This is a genomic window from Corynebacterium heidelbergense, from assembly GCF_028609845.1.
In the GTDB taxonomy this organism is placed as follows: domain Bacteria; phylum Actinomycetota; class Actinomycetes; order Mycobacteriales; family Mycobacteriaceae; genus Corynebacterium; species Corynebacterium heidelbergense.
Genome location: NZ_CP063191.1, coordinates 223,516 through 240,571, shown reverse-complemented (window position 1 = coordinate 240,571; position 17,056 = coordinate 223,516). Strand labels below are relative to the sequence as shown.

Sequence of the window (17,056 nt, the reverse complement as noted above, 5' to 3'; positions counted from 1 at the left end):
GACCCCGGGTACCCCACCCAACCGACGTACATGCGGCGTGACGACGAAGGCGAGTAGATGGACCGACAGGCAGACCCGCACGCTAACCCGGAGCCGACCGGGCACGCAGCCGCACCACGAGACCACGGCAGCAACCTAGCCGCGGCCACCGGGCGCAGCGGGACTGGCGACCTACCCCACCGTTCCGGCAGCGAACCCTACTTCGACGAGGACTTCGCCTCGCACGGCGGGGCCACTATCGACCACGCTGCCGATGACCCCGCCGCCATCAACCGCGCCACCGTGGACCCCGCCGCCGTAGCCGAACCCGAAGCAGATGGAGCCGCCGCAGACGCGCAGGTCACCGAAGCGGAGGAGGATCGATCCATGCGCTCCCGAGCCCGCGGTGTATACCGCAAGATGCCGTTCTGGCAGTGGGCGGTGGCCACTGTCGCGGCGTTATCGCTCCTCGCGGCCATCGTGGCCATGCTGATCATGCAGGGCACGCAGACGGGAAACGCCGCCACTGCGAACCGGGGCGTCATTACCCCCAGCTACCCTGCCGCGACCACGACCGGGAAATACGACAACATCAACCCCGGCGATCGTTCCCAGGGCAACTCGGGCAGCAGCGGCAGCGGTTACTCCGGCTACACCGGGGGCGGGCGCGCCACCACGCAGTCCCGGTCCACCCAATCCCAGGCCACGACAGCCCCGCCAGCCACCCCCACGCCGAACAACCCCGCCCCGCAGCCCCCAGCACCGTCGGCCGAGCCCATCGGCCCCGCTCCAAGCACCGGAACAGGCGGCGGCGCCACCGCTCAGCCCACCCAGGGCACCGCCCCCACGGGCAACGGCAATGCCCCCGCAAACCCGGGTACCGGCGGCGGCACCGGCGGAGGAACCACCGGCCCCGGCACGGGCGGCGGCACGAACCCGGCACCCCGGTAAAACACCCCACCCAGCGCTGATTCTCACCTACAGCCCGGTGCCCCCCTCCCCCGCCGCAACGGTGGCGACCACGGCCCCAAGATGGCACCATGTTGAAGAATGAGTACCCCCAAGCGCCCCAGTGAGCTGCGGACTTTGGATCAATCGACCAAGCTGCAGAACGTCCTCTACGAAATCCGCGGACCGGTGAACGCGGAGGCCGAGCGCATGGAGGCGGACGGCCACCGCGTGCTCAAGCTGAACACCGGCAACCCCGCAGTGTTCGGTTTCGAGGCCCCGGACGTGATCATGCGGGACATGATCGCTGCGCTCCCGAACGCGCAGGGTTATTGCACTTCGAAGGGCATCATCTCCGCCCGGCGCGCCATCTACGCCCGCTACGAGGTCATCGCTGACTTCCCCCGCTTCGATGTAGAGGACGTTTACCTCGGCAACGGCGTGTCCGAGCTGATCACCATGACGATGCAGGCGCTGCTCAACGACGGCGACGAGGTCCTCATCCCCTCCCCCGATTACCCGCTGTGGACGGCCTCTACGTCCCTGTCCGGCGGCAAACCGGTGCACTACCTGTGTGACGAGGAGGATAACTGGTATCCCTCCATCGAGGACATCAAGGCGAAGATCACCCAGCGCACGAAAGCCATTGTGGTGATCAACCCGAATAATCCGACGGGTGCTGTGTACTCGAAGGAGATTTTGGAGCAGATTGTCGACGTGGCCCGCGAGCACTCTCTGCTCATCCTCGCCGACGAGATCTACGACAAAATTTTGTATGACGGGGCCAATCACATCAGCGTGGCAACACTGTGCCCCGACCTGTTGTGCGTGACCTACAACGGACTGTCGAAGGCGTATCGCGTGGCCGGTTACCGCAGTGGCTGGATGGTGCTCACCGGCCCGAAGCGCCACGCGGAGGGGTTCATCGAGGGCCTGGACTTGCTGGCGGGGACGCGGTTGTGCCCGAACGTGCCCGCCCAGTACGGCATCCAGGTGGCCGTGTCCGGCAAGCAGTCCATCGACCAGTTGGTGCTGCCGGGCGGGCGGCTGCTGGAGCAGCGCAACGTGGCGTACGAGAAGTTGAACGAGATTCCGGGCGTGAGCTGCGTGAAGCCGATGGGCGCGCTGTATGCGTTCCCCCGGCTGGATCCGAATGTGCACGAGATCCACGACGACGAGAAATTCATGTTTGACCTGCTCCGGGCGGAGAAGATCCACCTGGTCCAGGGCACCGGTTTCAACTGGCCCACGCCGGACCACTTCCGCATCGTCACGCTGCCGTGGGCCCGTGATCTGGCCGACGCGATCGAGCGGCTGGGCAACTTCCTGGCCAGTTACCGGCAGTAGCTCGGGTCGCACCGGTTGCCTTGATCTCCCCGGTTGTGACGGTCACGCCGACTGCGCCGACCGCGCCAACCGTGCCGGTTGTGTTGGTCGCCCCTTTTGCTCCTCTTTCCCCACCGCCTAGTCCCCCCTGTTAACCGACCCAGAAGGTTCACCTGATGTCTGTTACACCCCAGGGCGATCACACCGTCCGGCACATCCCACCCGCCGCGCTAGTGGAAGGGCTGTTGGAAAAAGCGGAATCGGCGCGCCATATGGCGGGCATGATCCGCCAAACCCTCCCGCAGGTAGCGGGCAGTGAACCCCACGAGTACGCCCTGAAGCTGCAGCTAGCCGCTTTGCCAGGCGCGGTGGATGCGCAGGAAGCGGTGGCCCTGGTCCCCTGGCTGTGGCAGAAGCACCGGCAGGACGCGGCCACCTTCCCCGCCGAGCCGACGGCGGTGAACAGCGGCCGCGGTGACCAGCCGCTTCTGGACGCCGCCGGCAATCCCCTGCCGGACCTGTTCGCGGTGGCCTTCACGGACTTCCCCGCGATGTACGGCCACGATCACTCCATTCCGATGGCCTCCCTCGATGCGCTGCAGGAGTGCGTGGAGGATATGCAACGCACCCATGGGGTCAGTGAGGCCCAGATCGCCGAGCGAGCGCTGGTGTATTGCCAGGCGACCGGGCAGTTGGAGCGGGGGTGGAAAATCGGGGAGGCATTTCCCCCGCCGCCGTTTCCCGAGGATGGGGACGCCGATGCCATAGCGAAGTGGTACAGCGGCATCGATGCGCGAGCGATGAACGCCTGGGAGCGCCACGACTTTCCCTTGATGGCACACCTCGTGTCCCTTTTAGACGGCCGCCCGCAGATACAGACGATGCCCGCGCTGATGCAGGCGGAATCCCTCATTCCCTTGCTGGGCCACGTGGACCCGGAGGTCACCGGCCGCCGGGTGATGGAGGTGGCGGGCGTGACCTTGGGCGCCCCCGAGGGGGTGAGCAGTGGTCTGCTGCTCGCGGAGTACCTGCTGCGCGCCGGGGAGCCGGATGCCGGGCTTGCCCTTCTTAACGGCCAGCTTCTCATCTGCGCCGCTAGCGACGTTCCTCCGCTGGGCCACGACGTGGGGGCGGCGGCCACCGAGCTAGTTAAACCGCTGCGGGCGGCGGTAGAGCAGGGCTTCGGGGACCAACCCTTCCTTGGCCTGGGCATCTCCCCGTTGGGTCCGCACTGGCGCCCGGAGGACACGACCATCGCCGCAGCGGCGGAGACCGCCGAGCGGCTCGCCCTCATCCGCGCCCGCCAGATCGACGAGCGCAACGGGTACACGGTGAACCAGGATCACATCCTCAAGGACCGGATCCCCGGGGGCACCTCCGTCCACGTTGAGCCCGTGGTGAAGGAGGCCACGGGATTGTTCGTGGTCCCCCCGCTGCCACGGGCGGCGGACTTGCCCGAGGGCATCACCCCCGCGCTGTTCGCCCTACCCCCCACGGCAAGTAAATGGATGACCAATCCCCCGCACATGATGGCGGGGTACGACTGGCAGGACAGCCTGAAACAGGTGACCCGGGAGGAGCTCGCGGCAGTCGCCCTCCCGCTGCATGGGATGCTGGGGACCACCACGGACAATGGTGCCCACTTCCGGCGGGAGCTCACGGCATACCTCTCCCGCGAGCTGGCGCCGGGAGGCGCCTTCCCCGGGGACCGGTTCTTGGAGCACATCCTCGCCCTGAACAGTGAGACAGCGGGGAGCAGAGCTGACCTGGACCACCCGGAGGTGCAAGCGCTGCACTGGGTGCGGGAACGGGTTGCCGAGGTCAATTTGGAGGATCCCGATCCCGTCGTCCTCGACAGTTTGATCAGCGACCTCCTGCAGCGGCCCGCCGAGGATCGGCGCGTGGCCGAGGTTTACGTGATGGTGGCCTTGGCGTTCAGCCAGAAATTCGTCTCCGCAGAGCATCTTGTCCTAGCCCTTCGCGGAGTGCGGCCGCTGTTGACGATCTGCCCGCTAGTCGGGTTTCAGCAGACTTCGGTGATGCTGCCTGCCGTGGCTGAGTTCCTGCCGTCCGCCCTGCCCTACATGCTCAATATGGTCAGCGGTACCTATGTGGCGATGCCGGATGAACTCGTCGGCGGGGAGATTGCGCTGCAGACTTCCATGATGAGCCGACCGCTGCACATGTACTTCAACATCCTGGCCCTGCTGCACAGCTTGGAGCAGCGCAGCGAGGATTCCGAAGGGCCCGAGGGCCACGGCTTCCGGGCGCGGGTCGTCACCCAGCGGGCCACGGACCTGGACCAGCTGCGAAACTTCCACAGTGCGGACCTGCTCCGCCTGCGCGCCCTCAACCTCGCCGAAGAATCCGAGGATGAGGAGCTGCGGCATCACTGCGCCGCATCGTACTACCACTCGTGCATGGAACACGGCTTGGTCGCCGCAGCGGTCGGTTTGGAGGAAAGGTACCCCCTGGAGTGCTACGCCGCCTTCCCCAAGGCCAATGTGGTCGCGCGAGGCGGGGCCCTGTTGAAGAGCGTGTACATGACCCCGGAGGTGTTCGAGCCGCAGCACCGGGAAGCCGTGGCCCAGTTGGACCAGGCGGCATCCCGGGCTTGGGAGGAGCAGCCTTCCGACGAGGTCGTGGAGACGCTGGCGGACGCGGTGACCTCCACCGCCAGCAAGTGGAGCGATTTGGAGATCGGCCACCCGGTGGACCTGTTGGCCTACTTTGCGGGGTGGGCAAACGCGCGGATCCGCCCGATGCTGGCCGAGTTGCCGGCCGAGCAGCGGGGGCCATTGCTCTCCCCGTATCTGCGGATGCTCCTGATGCAGGCCATCCTCATGTTCGGCGACCGCAATCCGCAGGCGCGCAGTCATGCGACGATGATCGTCGAAAGTGCCCTACAGCAGGCCGTGGAAACCTCGGATCCCCAGCTGGTCAACCAGGTGCTCTCCGCCATCGATCTTGACCACCGCATGTACGGGGATGTGCGCACGGAGCAGTGGCAGCGGATCCTACGGGAGTGCGGGATTAACCCCTAGCCCACGCCGAGGGCCAGGTAACGCCACCCCGCTGCTTCCCAGGTGGCGCGGTCCAGGCAGTTGCGACCGTCGATGACGGCCGGGGCGGGCCGGTCCTGCTGCCCCTCCTCGGCCGGCGCTCCGGCCCCGATGAGGTCGAGGGCGCGGGCGGGGTCCAGCTCCCGGAACTCTTTCCACTCGGTTGCCACTGCGACGACATCCGCGCCGCGCAGGGCCTCTTCCAGGGAGTTGGGGTAGTTCAGCGTGGGGAAGATCTTCTTAGCGTTCTTCATCGCCTTCGGGTCGTAGACCGTCACGTTCGCCCCGGCCAGGGATAGCGAACCGGCCACGGAGAGCGCGGGGGAATCGCGGACGTCGTCCGAATCGGGCTTGAAGGCCGCCCCCAACACGGTGACGTTGGACCCGATGAGGGAACCGCCGAGGACGCGGCGGGCCAGCTCCACCATCTTTTCGCGGCGGCGCATGTTGATGGCATCCACTTCTCGGAGGAACGTCAGCGCCTGATCCGCGCCGAGCTCGCCGGCCCGCGCCATGAAAGCCCGAATGTCTTTGGGCAGACAGCCGCCGCCGAAGCCCAGGCCGGCGCCCAGGAACTTGCGGCCAATTCGCTCGTCGTAACCGATCGCGTCTGCCAGCGCGGTGACGTCCCCGCCGGTGATCTCGCAGACCTCGGAGACCGCGTTGATAAAGCTGATCTTGGTGGCCAAGAAGGCGTTGGCAGAAACTTTCACAAGCTCCGCGGTGGGGCGATCCATGACCAGGAAGGGGGTGCCTTCCGCCAGTGCGGAGGCGTAGACCTCGCGGGCTACCTCCTCCGCCCGGCTGTTCTTCGCGCGCACGCCCAGGACGATGCGATCCGGGCGCAGCGTGTCCTCCACCGCGTGGCCCTCGCGGAGGAACTCCGGGTTCCACGCAATCTCTACCGTGGCGGGTGCGGCCGGCGAATCGGTATTCTCTGCTGTCTCGTCGTGGTGCGGCGCGCGGTTAGGTGGCGTCCGCAAGAGTTTTTTGGCCCTTTTTTGTAAGGACGCCGCGGTCCCGACGGGCACAGTGGATTTACCGAGGATGAGGTGATCGCCGCTGAGGAGGGGAACGAGGTCGTCGATGACGGCCTTGACGTAGCGCGTATCTGCGGCGTTGGAGCCCTTCTTCTGGGGCGTGCCCACGCCGATGAAGTGGACGTTGGCGAACTCGGCGGCTTCCCGGTAATCGGTGGTAAAGCGCAGGCGACCGGCCTGGATGTTGCGGGTGAGGATGTCCTGGAGGCCGGGTTCGAAGAAGGGCACCTCGCCCTTGGTCAGGGAGGCGATTTTCGCCTCGTCTACGTCCACGCCCAACACGTTGTGGCCCAGCTCCGCCATGCATGCCGCATGGGTGGCCCCAAGGTACCCAGTACCGAAAACCGTCATCTGCATAAGAGGCGAATATACCGACTGCAGGTTAACTGGGTGTGACCTGAAAGTGTCAGGGCGGTGGCCGCGGGCTTAGTCGCCGCCGGACCGGCGGCCGCGGGCTCGCATCCGGGGCGAACCCCGGCTACTTCGTGAGGCCCTTTTCCTCCAGCCAATCCTTGGCGATCTTCGACGGCTCCGCCTTTTCCTTGCCCACATTGCGCTCATTCATCGCCAGCAGATCCTCGGTGGTTAGTTTCTCCTGCACTTCCGTGATCGCCTTCCTAGCCCTATCGTCTAGGCCCCCTTGGCGCATCACGGGCAGAACGTTTTGGGCGAGGATGAGGTTCTTGGGATCTTGCAGCGTCACCACATCCACTTTATTGCCGTCCCGATCCAATACCGGCGACGTGGAGTAGATATCCGCGACCTGCACCGTCTTATCCTGCAGCGCGGCGACGGTCAGGGGCCCGCCACCATCGGAAATGGGCGTGACCTTCAGCTTGCCCTTATCGATGCCGTACACGCTGGACAACCCCTCCGGACCATAGGGCCGCTGTGCCAACTCCGGGTTGCCGCCGATGTTGATGTTCGTCGACTGGCTCATCTTGGCTAGATCCCCAAGGGAAACCAGGCCGTATTTGTCTGCTGTTTCTTTCGTTACCCGGTAGGCGTCTTTCGATTCGGCCTCCGCCGGCTTGCCGGCCTCCAGCTTTTGCGGCAACACCTGGCGCACTGCATCTTCCACCTGCTGCGCGGTAGCGCCGGGGGCTAGCAGGTCTTGCTTGCCCGCATTCTTGGCGTAGTACTGCGCGAGATTGCCGGTGTATTCCGGGACGATATCGATATCGCCCTTTTCCAGGGCGGATAGGTACACATCGCGCGCGCCGATGCCGCCGTTGATCTTGGTTTCCACACCCTCATCCGCAATGGCCTGGCTGTACAGCTCGGCGATGATTTGGCTTTCGGGGAAGTTGGCGGAACCCACGGTCACCGTAGAGGCATCGTTTTGCGTGTTTTCCTGCAGGGGATCGTTGTTTCCGCACGCTGCGGCGGAACCGGCGAGAAGGAATATCGCCGCGCTGAGGGAAAGGGAACGCAGGGCTTTGCCACGGGCCTGCCCGGTTTCCGCTCCGGAATGCGGGGCCCGGTTGGCAACCCCGGCGGTGTGGCTGGTGTGGGTGCGAGGGGTAATTCTCATAGCAATAGTCCTTGCGTTGGGTTATGGGCAGTTCTTCTTTATGCCCGGATTCAGGGCCGAAATCGTTCAGCGGCGCCTGCGCAGCAGGTAGACCAGCCCAAGCAGAATGAGCTCGACCGCCACGACCACGCCGATGACCAGGACGGCCCCGGCGACAACCTGCGGATAGTTGCGGGTGGCCAGGCCATCGATGAGTAGTCGGCCCAGCCCACCGGTTCCCAGGTAGGCGCAGATCGTCGTGGTGGCGATGACCTGCAGGGTGGCGGACCGGATTCCATCGACGATGGACGCTCCGGCCAGCGGCATCTCAACTTTACCTAGCGTTTGCAATTCTGTGTGGCCGATGGCCCGGGAGGCCTGAACGATATCCTGGCCAATGGCCTCGATGCCGGAATAGGTTCCCGCCAGAATGGGCGGTATTGCCAAAATGAGCAGCACGATGGTGGAGGGGATCCACGCGTTGGCAATACCACTGGGAATCAGCAACGCGAGAACGGTGAGCAGCCCCAGGGAGGGCAGGGCCCGCATGGCCCCCGTGGTCCCCACTGCAAGTCCCCGGCCCTTACCCGTGTGCCCAATCGCGGCCCCGAGGGGAACACCGATGAGAATCGCCGGGATAAGGGCAATGAGGCTAAGCCACAGGTGTTCGGCAATGCGCTGACCGAAACCGGTGGGCCCACCCCACGCGGAGGGGTCGGTGAGCAATCCGAAAGCGTGTTGAATCATGGTCTATAGCCCCGCTTTCGTGCGCCAGGGCATGACGAGTCTGCCCACCAGGACGAGGGCTAGATCAAAAAGAATTGCGAGGGCCACGGTGGCCAGGATCCCGACGAGAATCTGGGTGGGGAAGTTGCGCTGGAAACCCGCGGTGAGCAAGTCCCCTAAGCTGCCCACCCCGATGAGCGTTCCCACGGACACCAAGCTGATAGTGGAGGCGCTGACCACCCGCATTCCCGCCAGGATGGAGGGACCAGCAAGGGGCAGGTCCACTGCCCAAAACCTGCGGGCGCGGGAGTATCCCAATGCGTCGGCGGCTTCGGTGGCGCGGTTGTCGTTGGCGTCGAACCCCTCGGCGACGACCCGGGTTTGCAGGGCCACGCCATAGATAAGCAGAGCAATGACCACATTCAAAGAGCTGAGAATGGATGTGCCCAAAATAACCGGAAGCAACACGAATAACGCCAGGGAGGGAATGCCAAAAAGCACGCCCGTCAACAAGATGATGGACGCACGGGCCGGCCGCCAGCGGCGCGATTGCCCCGCCCGATGGGCCAGCCAGCCAATGGGAACAGCGAGGATAAACGTGCCCACAATGGCGGGTATCGCCAGCCCCGCATGAGCGATCGCCAAATCCAGGATCACATCCCAGTTCGTTGTGATCCACTCGAAATTGATGATGTTGGACATGCGGTTACTCGCCGCCCTGTTTATTGGGGACGCCCCCAAGCACACCCACCACAGCGCCGCGTGCGTCGACCACCAGTTCTGCACCATCGATACTGCGCACGGTGAGATTTCGGTTATGGAAACCGAGGAAATCCCGGACGAAATCGTTGGCCGGGTGGGCGGCCAACTCCTGGGGAGTGCCGCTCTGGGCGAGCTCCCCACCCTCGGCGAGGAGGGCTACCTGGTCACCCAGCGTCATGGCCTCCGAGACATCGTGGGTCACGAGCACGATGGTTTTGCCCAGGCGGGCCTGCAGGTCGAGGAGCTGTTCCTGCAGGGAGCGGCGGACGATGGGGTCCACGGCGCCGAAGGGTTCGTCCATAAGCAGGATGTTGGGGTCGGCCGCCAGGGCGCGGGCCACGCTCACGCGCTGCTGCTGGCCGCCGGAGAGTTGGCGCGGGTAGCGGTCGAGCAGCTCCGGGTACAGGTTCACCAGTTCCGCAGCCCCTAGGGCACGCTCGGCGGCTTCGCTTTTTGCCACGCCATTGAGCCGCAGGACGGTGGCAATGTTGTCCAGGACCGTCCGGTGGGGCAGCAGACCAGAATTCTGCAGCACGTAGCCGATCGAGCGGCGCAGCTTTACCGGGTCTTTGTCCGCGACGTCCTCACCGTCGATGAGGACCCTGCCCCCCGTGGGGGTGACAAGGCGGTTGATGCACTTCAGCAGCGTGGTCTTGCCGCAGCCGGAGCTTCCCAGCAAGGTGGTGATGCTGCCGGACGGGACCTCAAAATCGAAGCTTTTGACAGCCGGCGCGGCGGTGCCGGGGTAGTGGACGGAAACGTCCTCGAATGTGATCACGCTGTGGGCTTCCCACCTGCGTGCGCAGGCTTTATTAGATGAAATTCAAATAGGCCTTGGACGGGGTGGGTCCACGCTGGCCTTGGTATTTCGATCCAAGGGTACCTGTGCCATAGGGGGCTTCGGCAGGGCTCGTCAGCCTGAAGAGGGCGAGCTGGCCGATTTTCATGCCCGGGTACAGGGCAATCGGAAGATTCGCAGTGTTGGAAAGTTCTAGGGTGATGTGCCCGCTAAAGCCGGGGTCGATGAAGCCCGCGGTCGAGTGCGTAAGCAGACCGAGCCGCCCCAGGGAGGACTTTCCCTCCAGCCGGCCGGCCAGGTGGGCGGGGATGGAGAACCGCTCCAGCGTGGCGCCGAGGACGAACTCCCCGGGGTGGAGGATGAAGGGATCTTCGCCGTCCACCTCCACCTCGGTGGTCAGTTCCTCCTGCGGGAGCTTCGGGTCGATGTGGGTGTACCGGGAGTTGTTGAAAACCCGAAACAGCCGGTCCAGGCGCACGTCCACGCTGGACGGCTGGATGAGGTCATCGGTGTGCGGTTCGATGCGCAGGTCACCGGAGGCGATGGCGGCTCGGAGGTCACGGTCGGAGAGAAGCACGCCGCTTAGCTTAGCGCGCCCGGTGCCGCGCCTTCGGGTGCCGGGCGCCGCGCATCCGGGTGCCAATGTGGAGGCGAGCTCGCAGCACGGCTGACCGGCCCGTTTTTCACCCTGCGATACACCCGTAGTAGAGTGAGCGCCACTGCCGATGTAGTTCAATGGTAGAACTCCTGCTTCCCAAGCAGGCGGCGCGGGTTCGATTCCCGTCATCGGCTCCACTCTCTGGCGCAGCCCCGGCTGCGCCTTTTCTATGCCCTAGGGTCCACCCCAGGGCTCCGGCTATATCTGCTGTTCCGGTCGCGCGCACCCCCTGATACATCTATCTTGAGTATCCGTATCAAACCTTCAGGAAATCCCTAGGTAGAAAGGACGCCGCGCCCCATGAACAACGTGCAACCCCCGGTGCCTAACTCGGGGCCATGGAATTCCCCGCAGTCCGGCCCAAATCAGCTCGGCGGTCCGAACCAGTACGGTTCCCAACCGTTCGGGCAGCAGCAATATGGCCAGCAGCAGTACGGGCAGCCGACCCAGAAGAGCTCCGGCGGCGGCTTTTTCGCCAACGCTGCGGATGCAATGGCCAGGAACCCCCTGCTGCCCACCATCGCCATGGCTGTTCTTGGGGCGCTGACGCTGCTCACCGGGTTCTTGAAGTGGGTACAGGCCACCGTCAAGTTCGATGGTGGTTTCCTGGTCGCCGAGATGCACGTTAGCTCCGACTGCAGCATGAACGGCTTTGGTTCGGTGAAGTGCCTGACGAGTGGTTCGATGGATACCGGCGGTTTTGGGGAACTCCTCGGTGGTGGCGCGGGAAGCCCGACGAGCATCAGCGAGACCAGCACGGATTCCTACACCTTCTTTATGGCGATGCAGATCGCGGTGCTGGTCCTGTTCATTGCGGCCATTGTCGCGGCCTTCACCCAGCTTCGTAAACTGGCCCCGCAGTTTCTGCTTGCCGCTGGCCTCGTGGAAGTCGTCTTCGCGGTCTATGCAATGGTTGGCAGCATGGACAAGCTGACCCGGGGCGCGGATAAGGGCCTGTCCATCGGTAGCACCCATCCCACCGTGAATACAAGCCCGGGCATCGGCGCCATCCTTGCTATCCTGCTGGGTTTGCTCACGATCGCTACGGCTCTGTTGCTCGCCGCAGTCTTCCAGAGCCCCGGTTTCGGCCCGGGCCTACGCAAGGCACTGAACATTCCGGCTGGGGCTCCGGTGCCGGGCGGTACGACGGGACCGCGGGGGCACCAGAACGCCGCTGCGCAGCCCGGCCCCTTCGGCGGTCAGCAGGGTTTCGGTAGCCAGCAGGGCTTTACCCCGGGAGGTAACCAGCCGCCATTCGGCCAGCCCGACCAGCCGCCGTTTGGCCCGCAGAATCAACAGGGTTTCGGCGGCAAGTAGAACCGCCGCCCCTCTTCCCCTTCCCACCTAACCCTCCGTGCCTCCCCACCCCGGCAATAACCGGGGAGGCAGCAGGCAGCTCCGTTCCCCTATCGAGGAGATGATCTTCCATGAAGTCCCCTGACCTTGTCATCATCGACGACCTGGTCGGTGGGCGGTGGACTCTGCAACCGGGTGAGTCCACCACGATTGGCCGTGCCGCCCGTATACCGGTCGGCGCGGATGATCGATACATGCATCGCGTTCTTTTGGAGATTTGGTACGCGAACGGCACGTGGATGGTGGCGAACAGGGGCAATCGCGTTCCGGTTCAGATCGAAAGCCGCCAGGCGGGTGCTTTGGCCCATATGCGGTTGGGGCCCGGCGCCTCTAGCCCGCTTCCGGCACATCGTTCTGCCCTTGTATTCCAGACGCCAGAAACCACCTATGAATTGCATGTCACCTTGACCCGTGCAGTGGATGTGCCCTTGGCGCAGCCGGTGCATACCGCGCCGATGACGGCGGGCCAGTTCTCCCCCAACGCGGAACAGGCCGCACTACTCCGGGCCTTGGCCGCGCCTCTGGTGCGCCGGGCTGGGGCGGGAAATGACGACATTCCTACGGTGAGGCAATTGCAGGACACACTGGACTGGTCGCAGAAGAAGGTCAATACGAAGATTGACTACTTGTGCCGAAAGCTCGCGGAAAACGGGTTTGCGGAGTTTTCGCACAGCGGGCCAGGTCCGGCTCTGTCTCGTCGTATCCAGTTGGCCCGCTTCGCAGCCGAGCATCGTCGCTACTGGGACCGCATGTAGTTTTTGCGCAGCCCTCGCAACTTCTGCTGTTCGATCGAGCTACCCCTGAAATGGGTGTCTTAGGGAGGCTTCCCCGCTTCGGTGGTATTGCAATGCCCGGTAGCTTTACTCTACTTCTGGCGGGTAGCAAGAATATTCGCCGCTAAAGACGACCGGAAAGCGAAGTGGCCAGATGACAGGACAAGGTTGGGGATCGAATATCGAACCCCCCACCCAGTTTGATGCGCGGCCGAGCGGTCTGGGCAATCCATTCCCTGGCGGCAACGCTCCGAAGCAAGGTGGACTGGCAAAGCGCATCTTCATCGTGGGCGTGTCCGTCGCCCTCACGGTGGTCCTAGCCATCCTCGGTTACTTCTGGTGGCAGAGCCGAGACCACGGCGCTCAGCCGAACGAAATGGCCCAGCCAACCTTCCAGGCCGCACCGGCTAGCACTACGGCGTCTAGCTCCTCCAGCGCCGCGCCGGCCCCTTCACCTGCCCCCAATGTTCCTAGCCCGAACGTCCAAGCGGCCCCAGCCCCGGCCCCTAATCGACCAGGCTCACTGGATGAGTTCGGAGCCGGTATGGATACCACCGATGACCAAATCAGCCCCGGCGGCTGGGTTGGAATATCGGGCGCCCATTGCAATGCGGACGACCAGTGGGTGTATGCGGCCAGCAACGGCACCGACCGCGCAGTCGTCTGCCGGGTCGGTGCGAACGGCGGTCTGTACTACCGGGGCCTGTACAAGGGCGGTGAGGCAGAACGGGACATCGCCTCTGGAACCGAGGGCAGCTACCGAACAATTTCCGATGGCGGAACTGTCATAGTGATAAGCCCGAAGAAAATCTCTGTCGAGAACTCTAGCGGGGCGGAACTCTCCCAGGTCGAATTGACGGAGTTCCACTTCAAGCTCGACCAACCAGAATCATTCGATTAAGGAAACAGACATGAAGTTCGATCTCTACGAGTCGCTGCAGCTTAACCGCGATACCCCACCTGCGGATATTGAGCGCGTCCTCCAGGCACGCCTCAACGATCTGAAGAATAGTGGGCAACCGGATAACTCCCCCCAGGTTGATGAGGTGCGGACCGCGAAGTCCATTCTCGCGGACCCGTACAAGCGGGACAGCTACGATGCCGCACTGGCCGACAGCTCGACCAATGTGGACATCCAGTGGATCAAGAACCTCGCCTCCACTGACCTCAGCCGTTCCAACCCCATGCCCTTCGGAGCGCCGCAGTCGTCCCAGAACCCCAGCGTTGAGATCAACATGTCCAACATTGGCGTCAAAGAGGATCGGCACCCATCTCAGTCTCTGATGTGGACCATCGGCTACGGCATCATTCTTCTCCCGTGGCTGTACCTGCTGTTCAGGCTGGTGGCTCTGGGGCTCAACTCCTACGACAGGCGCATGAGCGACGTCTACAGTGCTGGCTTCTTCGCAGCCGCCCACACTGCTGCCATGCTCGTTTTCTTGAACCTCTTGTGGAACATTCGAAAGCTCATGGGGCGGCGGGCAAAGTAACGGAGCTCACTGCGAACCTCCTGGCACCTAGCTCACTCACCGCATAGAACGGATCCGTCATGGCAATGAACTTTGCTCCCACCGCGCCCACTCCCCGAAACTCAGTAGGTTCGTGGCTCCGGCAGCCAGTAATTCAGCTAGCGGTATACGGAACGCTGTCGTTTCTTTACCTTCTAACGTGTCTCCTCCCCTGGACAAAGGCCGACGTCAGTACAAGCAGGTCGAACGGCTTCGGCGGGTACTCCGCCAATGGGGGTTGCTCGCTCTCCGGATTGGGGCATGTGGGCTGTCGTGTGTCCGGATCCGCCAATGTTCTTGGCGAAACGATTGGCTCAACATCCGGTTCGACTAGTGACTGGATTGGCCCGATTCTGGCCATCCAGTTGGTGATCATCCTGGTGCTTGCGGCTCTGACGCTATCGCTGCTGACAAATCTCCGGCAACTAACCCCCACGGTGTTCGGACCTTTTATCTCTCTACTGTTCCTCTACTGCCTGACCGGCCTATTCACCGGAGGCGATCCGCTCGTGGCATCTCAGATCAAGGAGTTGGGGGATTCCGATGTTGATTCCCTAACATCCGTCGGTTTCGGCCTGTTCCTGGCGGTGCTGATCCTCCTGATCATGCTGGTGTGGAACACGGTTGTTGGCGTGCAAACAAACGCGCCCGGATTCCAGTGGCTCAAGCGGTATCTGGGTTCCGCTACGGGCGCCTCCGTGCAGCTAAAGGGCTTTAATAGAGCCGGATTTGGCCAGGCTAACGCTCCGACAGGGCGCTGGAGCGCTGAGCAGACTCAACCCAGCGTGGACGGGGGTCGCTGGAGTGCGGCGGCCGCGAAGGCCTCCCCCTCGGCTAGTCCAGCGCCTCGCAAGTGGTCGCTGGAAGCTGAAGAGGGGCAACAGTCAAACCCTTGGGCCTCGGGCGCTGCCGGAGCCGATCAGCACGAGCATCGCTGGAGCTAGCAGGAAGGGTCCAACCCGGCACTGATCCACGCAGCTAGCATCCACCCGGGTTGCCCGCATCGGACAAACCAGCCTCGGAAAAAGAAGACTTGATGACCAACACCCCCCACGCTCCGCTCGGCTCTGAGCCGGACCCCCAAGACCCCCTCATCGCCGCCCTTTCGAAAACGCTTGAGTTATCCAACTTCACGGTGATCGGGCGGGGCGGGATGGGCGTGGTCTACCGAGCGTGGGATGACGAACTTGACCGGCCCGTCGCCATCAAGGTCATCACCGAACGAGCCCTCTACACCGAGGGCGGGCGCCAGCGTTTCCGACAGGAGATGCGGATTCTTGCTCGCGTTCATCACCACGCGATTGTTTCCGTCCACCGGGCTGGTCAGTTAGAAAATGGCCTCGCGTTCTTCCAGATGGACTACATCGAAGGTGGCAACCTGGCTCAACTGATTGCTAACCGCAGTGTGAATAATGACCGGCTGACGGCGTCCGAAGCCATACATCTTTTGAGCCCCATCGCCGAGGCCCTGGACTACCTCCATAGCGCCGAAAAACCGATCATCCACCGTGACGTAAAGCCCGGGAATATCCTGATCCCTTTCGAACAGGGTTGGGGCCCCGCGAGTGTTCTCACGGATTTCGGTATCAGCCTCACGGAGGACGAAACCAGGATGACCTCCGCCGGGACCATCATCGGCACCGACCAATACATGGCACCGGAGCTTTTTGCCCACGGGACGTTCTCCGAAGCGCCGCCCGTGTCCTCCTCAAGTGGTGCGGACCGATACGCCTTCGCGTTGGTGGTTCTGGAATTGCTTACTCTGCGCCCCCTTCGCTCGGTTATGAGCGATGAGGCGTGGCGCTTTCACCGGGTCTTTCCGGGGGTTAGTAGCAACGAAATCGCCCCGGCGGATGCGCCCGCTGCCGCTGCCATTTCAAGCGTGTTCACCCGGGCGCTTAGCAACGAACCGTCGGATCGCCATCCCACCGCCACGGCGTTCTTGGAGGATCTCGCACGTGCGAGCGCCGCGACGGCACCCTCCACGTTCATCCCCGCCGACGAGCTGCAGAAGATGGAGCCGCCCCGCCCGGCGCTCCCACCAGTACGCCCGGCCGGGGCACAGATGGCCGTTCCTTTCGCCGCGCCGCCCAAGCGCCGGAAATGGGTTCGGCCCCTCATCGCCGCTGGCACCGTGGCTGGAGTGGCGCTTGCGGCGGCCGTGGCATATCCCACCGTGATCCGCCCTGCCTGGCCCGCAGAAGCAAAGAACATGGCCTCCGAATTCCCCCAGGTGCTTCCCGATCGCCAACGCGGCACAGGGTGGAACAACACCAAATGCCAAACCGCCCAGTTACAGCCCTCGGAGCGCGCTCGGATTCTGTGCACCGGAAACAACACCACGCTCGCGGCCGTGGATTATGGCAGCGGTGATTGGCGCAATCGTGTCGTCGGCGATACGGCTAATGCCACCCACATGTCGAACGGGACGTGCGCGGTGGATGTGATGGACGTTCCCGGCAATGCCCTGCACACAATCGCCGTGCTTCCCGAAGATGCGCTGAGCCGTTATGCCTTCCTCATCTCGGGGCCGCAGATCAATAAGGATCAACTGACTTTGCCGGTGTGCTGATTGGGCGGGAGCCTGGTCAGGACAGTTTGTCGCC

Annotated in this window: 15 protein-coding genes and 1 tRNA gene; 10 read left to right on the top strand and 6 right to left on the bottom strand. The window is 63.8% G+C overall.

From position 1 onward, the window contains the following. The first annotated feature begins 57 nt into the window (after positions 1–57). The 3 genes from CHEID_RS00970 to CHEID_RS00960 all read left to right on the top strand — a co-directional run bounded on the left by CHEID_RS00970 (position 58) and on the right by CHEID_RS00960 (position 5,297). On the top strand, positions 58–930 hold the full coding sequence (locus tag CHEID_RS00970; protein ID WP_273661185.1) for a hypothetical protein: 873 nt from the start codon (positions 58–60) through the stop codon (positions 928–930). Between the two features lie 99 nt (positions 931–1,029). Beyond that, positions 1,030–2,274, top strand: a complete 1,245-nt coding sequence (locus CHEID_RS00965; RefSeq protein WP_112769888.1) for a pyridoxal phosphate-dependent aminotransferase — start codon at positions 1,030–1,032, stop codon at positions 2,272–2,274. A gap of 155 nt (positions 2,275–2,429) precedes the next feature. Continuing rightward, the gene (locus CHEID_RS00960; protein WP_146743877.1) at positions 2,430–5,297 is read left to right on the top strand and encodes a hypothetical protein; all 2,868 of its coding nucleotides are present in this window, start codon (positions 2,430–2,432) and stop codon (positions 5,295–5,297) included. On the opposite strand, the gene CHEID_RS00955 is transcribed toward CHEID_RS00960, so the two are convergent. From CHEID_RS00955 to dcd, 6 genes are all read right to left on the bottom strand, one after another. Further along, positions 5,294–6,712 (bottom strand): UDP-glucose dehydrogenase family protein, encoded by a 1,419-nt coding sequence (locus CHEID_RS00955; RefSeq protein WP_112769886.1) that lies wholly within the window; start codon positions 6,710–6,712, stop codon positions 5,294–5,296. The genes CHEID_RS00960 and CHEID_RS00955 overlap by 4 nt on opposite strands. Before the next feature lie 121 nt (positions 6,713–6,833). Continuing rightward, complete coding sequence (locus tag CHEID_RS00950) at positions 6,834–7,889, bottom strand: ABC transporter substrate-binding protein (protein WP_112769885.1); 1,056 nt, start codon at positions 7,887–7,889, stop codon at positions 6,834–6,836. A gap of 66 nt (positions 7,890–7,955) precedes the next feature. Further along, complete coding sequence (locus CHEID_RS00945; RefSeq protein ID WP_112769884.1) at positions 7,956–8,615, bottom strand: ABC transporter permease; 660 nt, start codon at positions 8,613–8,615, stop codon at positions 7,956–7,958. 3 nt (positions 8,616–8,618) lie between these two features. After that, positions 8,619–9,296 carry an ABC transporter permease gene (locus CHEID_RS00940; protein ID WP_238599367.1) on the bottom strand — a complete coding sequence of 226 codons (678 nt, stop codon included), beginning with the start codon at positions 9,294–9,296 and terminating at the stop codon, positions 8,619–8,621. A gap of 4 nt (positions 9,297–9,300) precedes the next feature. Further along, complete coding sequence (locus CHEID_RS00935; RefSeq protein WP_112769883.1) at positions 9,301–10,134, bottom strand: ABC transporter ATP-binding protein; 834 nt, start codon at positions 10,132–10,134, stop codon at positions 9,301–9,303. 34 nt (positions 10,135–10,168) lie between these two features. Beyond that, positions 10,169–10,732, bottom strand: a complete 564-nt coding sequence (dcd, locus tag CHEID_RS00930) for a dCTP deaminase (RefSeq protein WP_112769882.1) — start codon at positions 10,730–10,732, stop codon at positions 10,169–10,171. Between the two features lie 144 nt (positions 10,733–10,876). Between dcd and CHEID_RS00925 the strand changes: the two genes are divergently transcribed. The 7 genes from CHEID_RS00925 to CHEID_RS00895 all read left to right on the top strand — a co-directional run bounded on the left by CHEID_RS00925 (position 10,877) and on the right by CHEID_RS00895 (position 17,022). Further along, positions 10,877–10,950 (top strand) — tRNA-Gly (locus CHEID_RS00925). 163 nt (positions 10,951–11,113) lie between these two features. After that, complete coding sequence (locus CHEID_RS00920; protein ID WP_112769881.1) at positions 11,114–12,130, top strand: hypothetical protein; 1,017 nt, start codon at positions 11,114–11,116, stop codon at positions 12,128–12,130. A gap of 110 nt (positions 12,131–12,240) precedes the next feature. Next, positions 12,241–12,924 carry a hypothetical protein gene (locus tag CHEID_RS00915; RefSeq protein ID WP_112769880.1) on the top strand — a complete coding sequence of 228 codons (684 nt, stop codon included), beginning with the start codon at positions 12,241–12,243 and terminating at the stop codon, positions 12,922–12,924. A 172-nt stretch (positions 12,925–13,096) separates the two neighbouring features. Beyond that, complete coding sequence (locus tag CHEID_RS00910) at positions 13,097–13,843, top strand: hypothetical protein (protein ID WP_146743876.1); 747 nt, start codon at positions 13,097–13,099, stop codon at positions 13,841–13,843. A 10-nt stretch (positions 13,844–13,853) separates the two neighbouring features. Further along, positions 13,854–14,432: a hypothetical protein gene (locus tag CHEID_RS00905; RefSeq protein WP_112769878.1), complete on the top strand. Its 579-nt coding sequence runs from the start codon at positions 13,854–13,856 to the stop codon at positions 14,430–14,432. A gap of 293 nt (positions 14,433–14,725) precedes the next feature. After that, positions 14,726–15,394: a hypothetical protein gene (locus CHEID_RS00900; RefSeq protein ID WP_112769877.1), complete on the top strand. Its 669-nt coding sequence runs from the start codon at positions 14,726–14,728 to the stop codon at positions 15,392–15,394. Between the two features lie 92 nt (positions 15,395–15,486). Next, the gene (locus tag CHEID_RS00895; protein WP_273661180.1) at positions 15,487–17,022 is read left to right on the top strand and encodes a serine/threonine-protein kinase; all 1,536 of its coding nucleotides are present in this window, start codon (positions 15,487–15,489) and stop codon (positions 17,020–17,022) included. Positions 17,023–17,056 lie beyond the last annotated feature (34 nt).

What these genes read in the sequence shown, in the direction of transcription:
- CHEID_RS00970 (WP_273661185.1), top strand. Translation starts at nt 58, where the DNA reads ATGGACCGACAGGCAGACCCGCACGCTAACCCGGAGCCGACCGGGCAC.
- CHEID_RS00965 (WP_112769888.1), top strand. Translation starts at nt 1,030, where the DNA reads ATGAGTACCCCCAAGCGCCCCAGTGAGCTGCGGACTTTGGATCAATCG.
- CHEID_RS00960 (WP_146743877.1), top strand. Translation starts at nt 2,430, where the DNA reads ATGTCTGTTACACCCCAGGGCGATCACACCGTCCGGCACATCCCACCC.
- CHEID_RS00955 (WP_112769886.1), bottom strand. Translation starts at nt 6,712, where the DNA reads ATGCAGATGACGGTTTTCGGTACTGGGTACCTTGGGGCCACCCATGCG.
- CHEID_RS00950 (WP_112769885.1), bottom strand. Translation starts at nt 7,889, where the DNA reads ATGAGAATTACCCCTCGCACCCACACCAGCCACACCGCCGGGGTTGCC.
- CHEID_RS00945 (WP_112769884.1), bottom strand. Translation starts at nt 8,615, where the DNA reads ATGATTCAACACGCTTTCGGATTGCTCACCGACCCCTCCGCGTGGGGT.
- CHEID_RS00940 (WP_238599367.1), bottom strand. Translation starts at nt 9,296, where the DNA reads ATGTCCAACATCATCAATTTCGAGTGGATCACAACGAACTGGGATGTG.
- CHEID_RS00920 (WP_112769881.1), top strand. Translation starts at nt 11,114, where the DNA reads ATGAACAACGTGCAACCCCCGGTGCCTAACTCGGGGCCATGGAATTCC.
- CHEID_RS00915 (WP_112769880.1), top strand. Translation starts at nt 12,241, where the DNA reads ATGAAGTCCCCTGACCTTGTCATCATCGACGACCTGGTCGGTGGGCGG.
- CHEID_RS00910 (WP_146743876.1), top strand. Translation starts at nt 13,097, where the DNA reads ATGACAGGACAAGGTTGGGGATCGAATATCGAACCCCCCACCCAGTTT.
- CHEID_RS00905 (WP_112769878.1), top strand. Translation starts at nt 13,854, where the DNA reads ATGAAGTTCGATCTCTACGAGTCGCTGCAGCTTAACCGCGATACCCCA.
- CHEID_RS00895 (WP_273661180.1), top strand. Translation starts at nt 15,487, where the DNA reads ATGACCAACACCCCCCACGCTCCGCTCGGCTCTGAGCCGGACCCCCAA.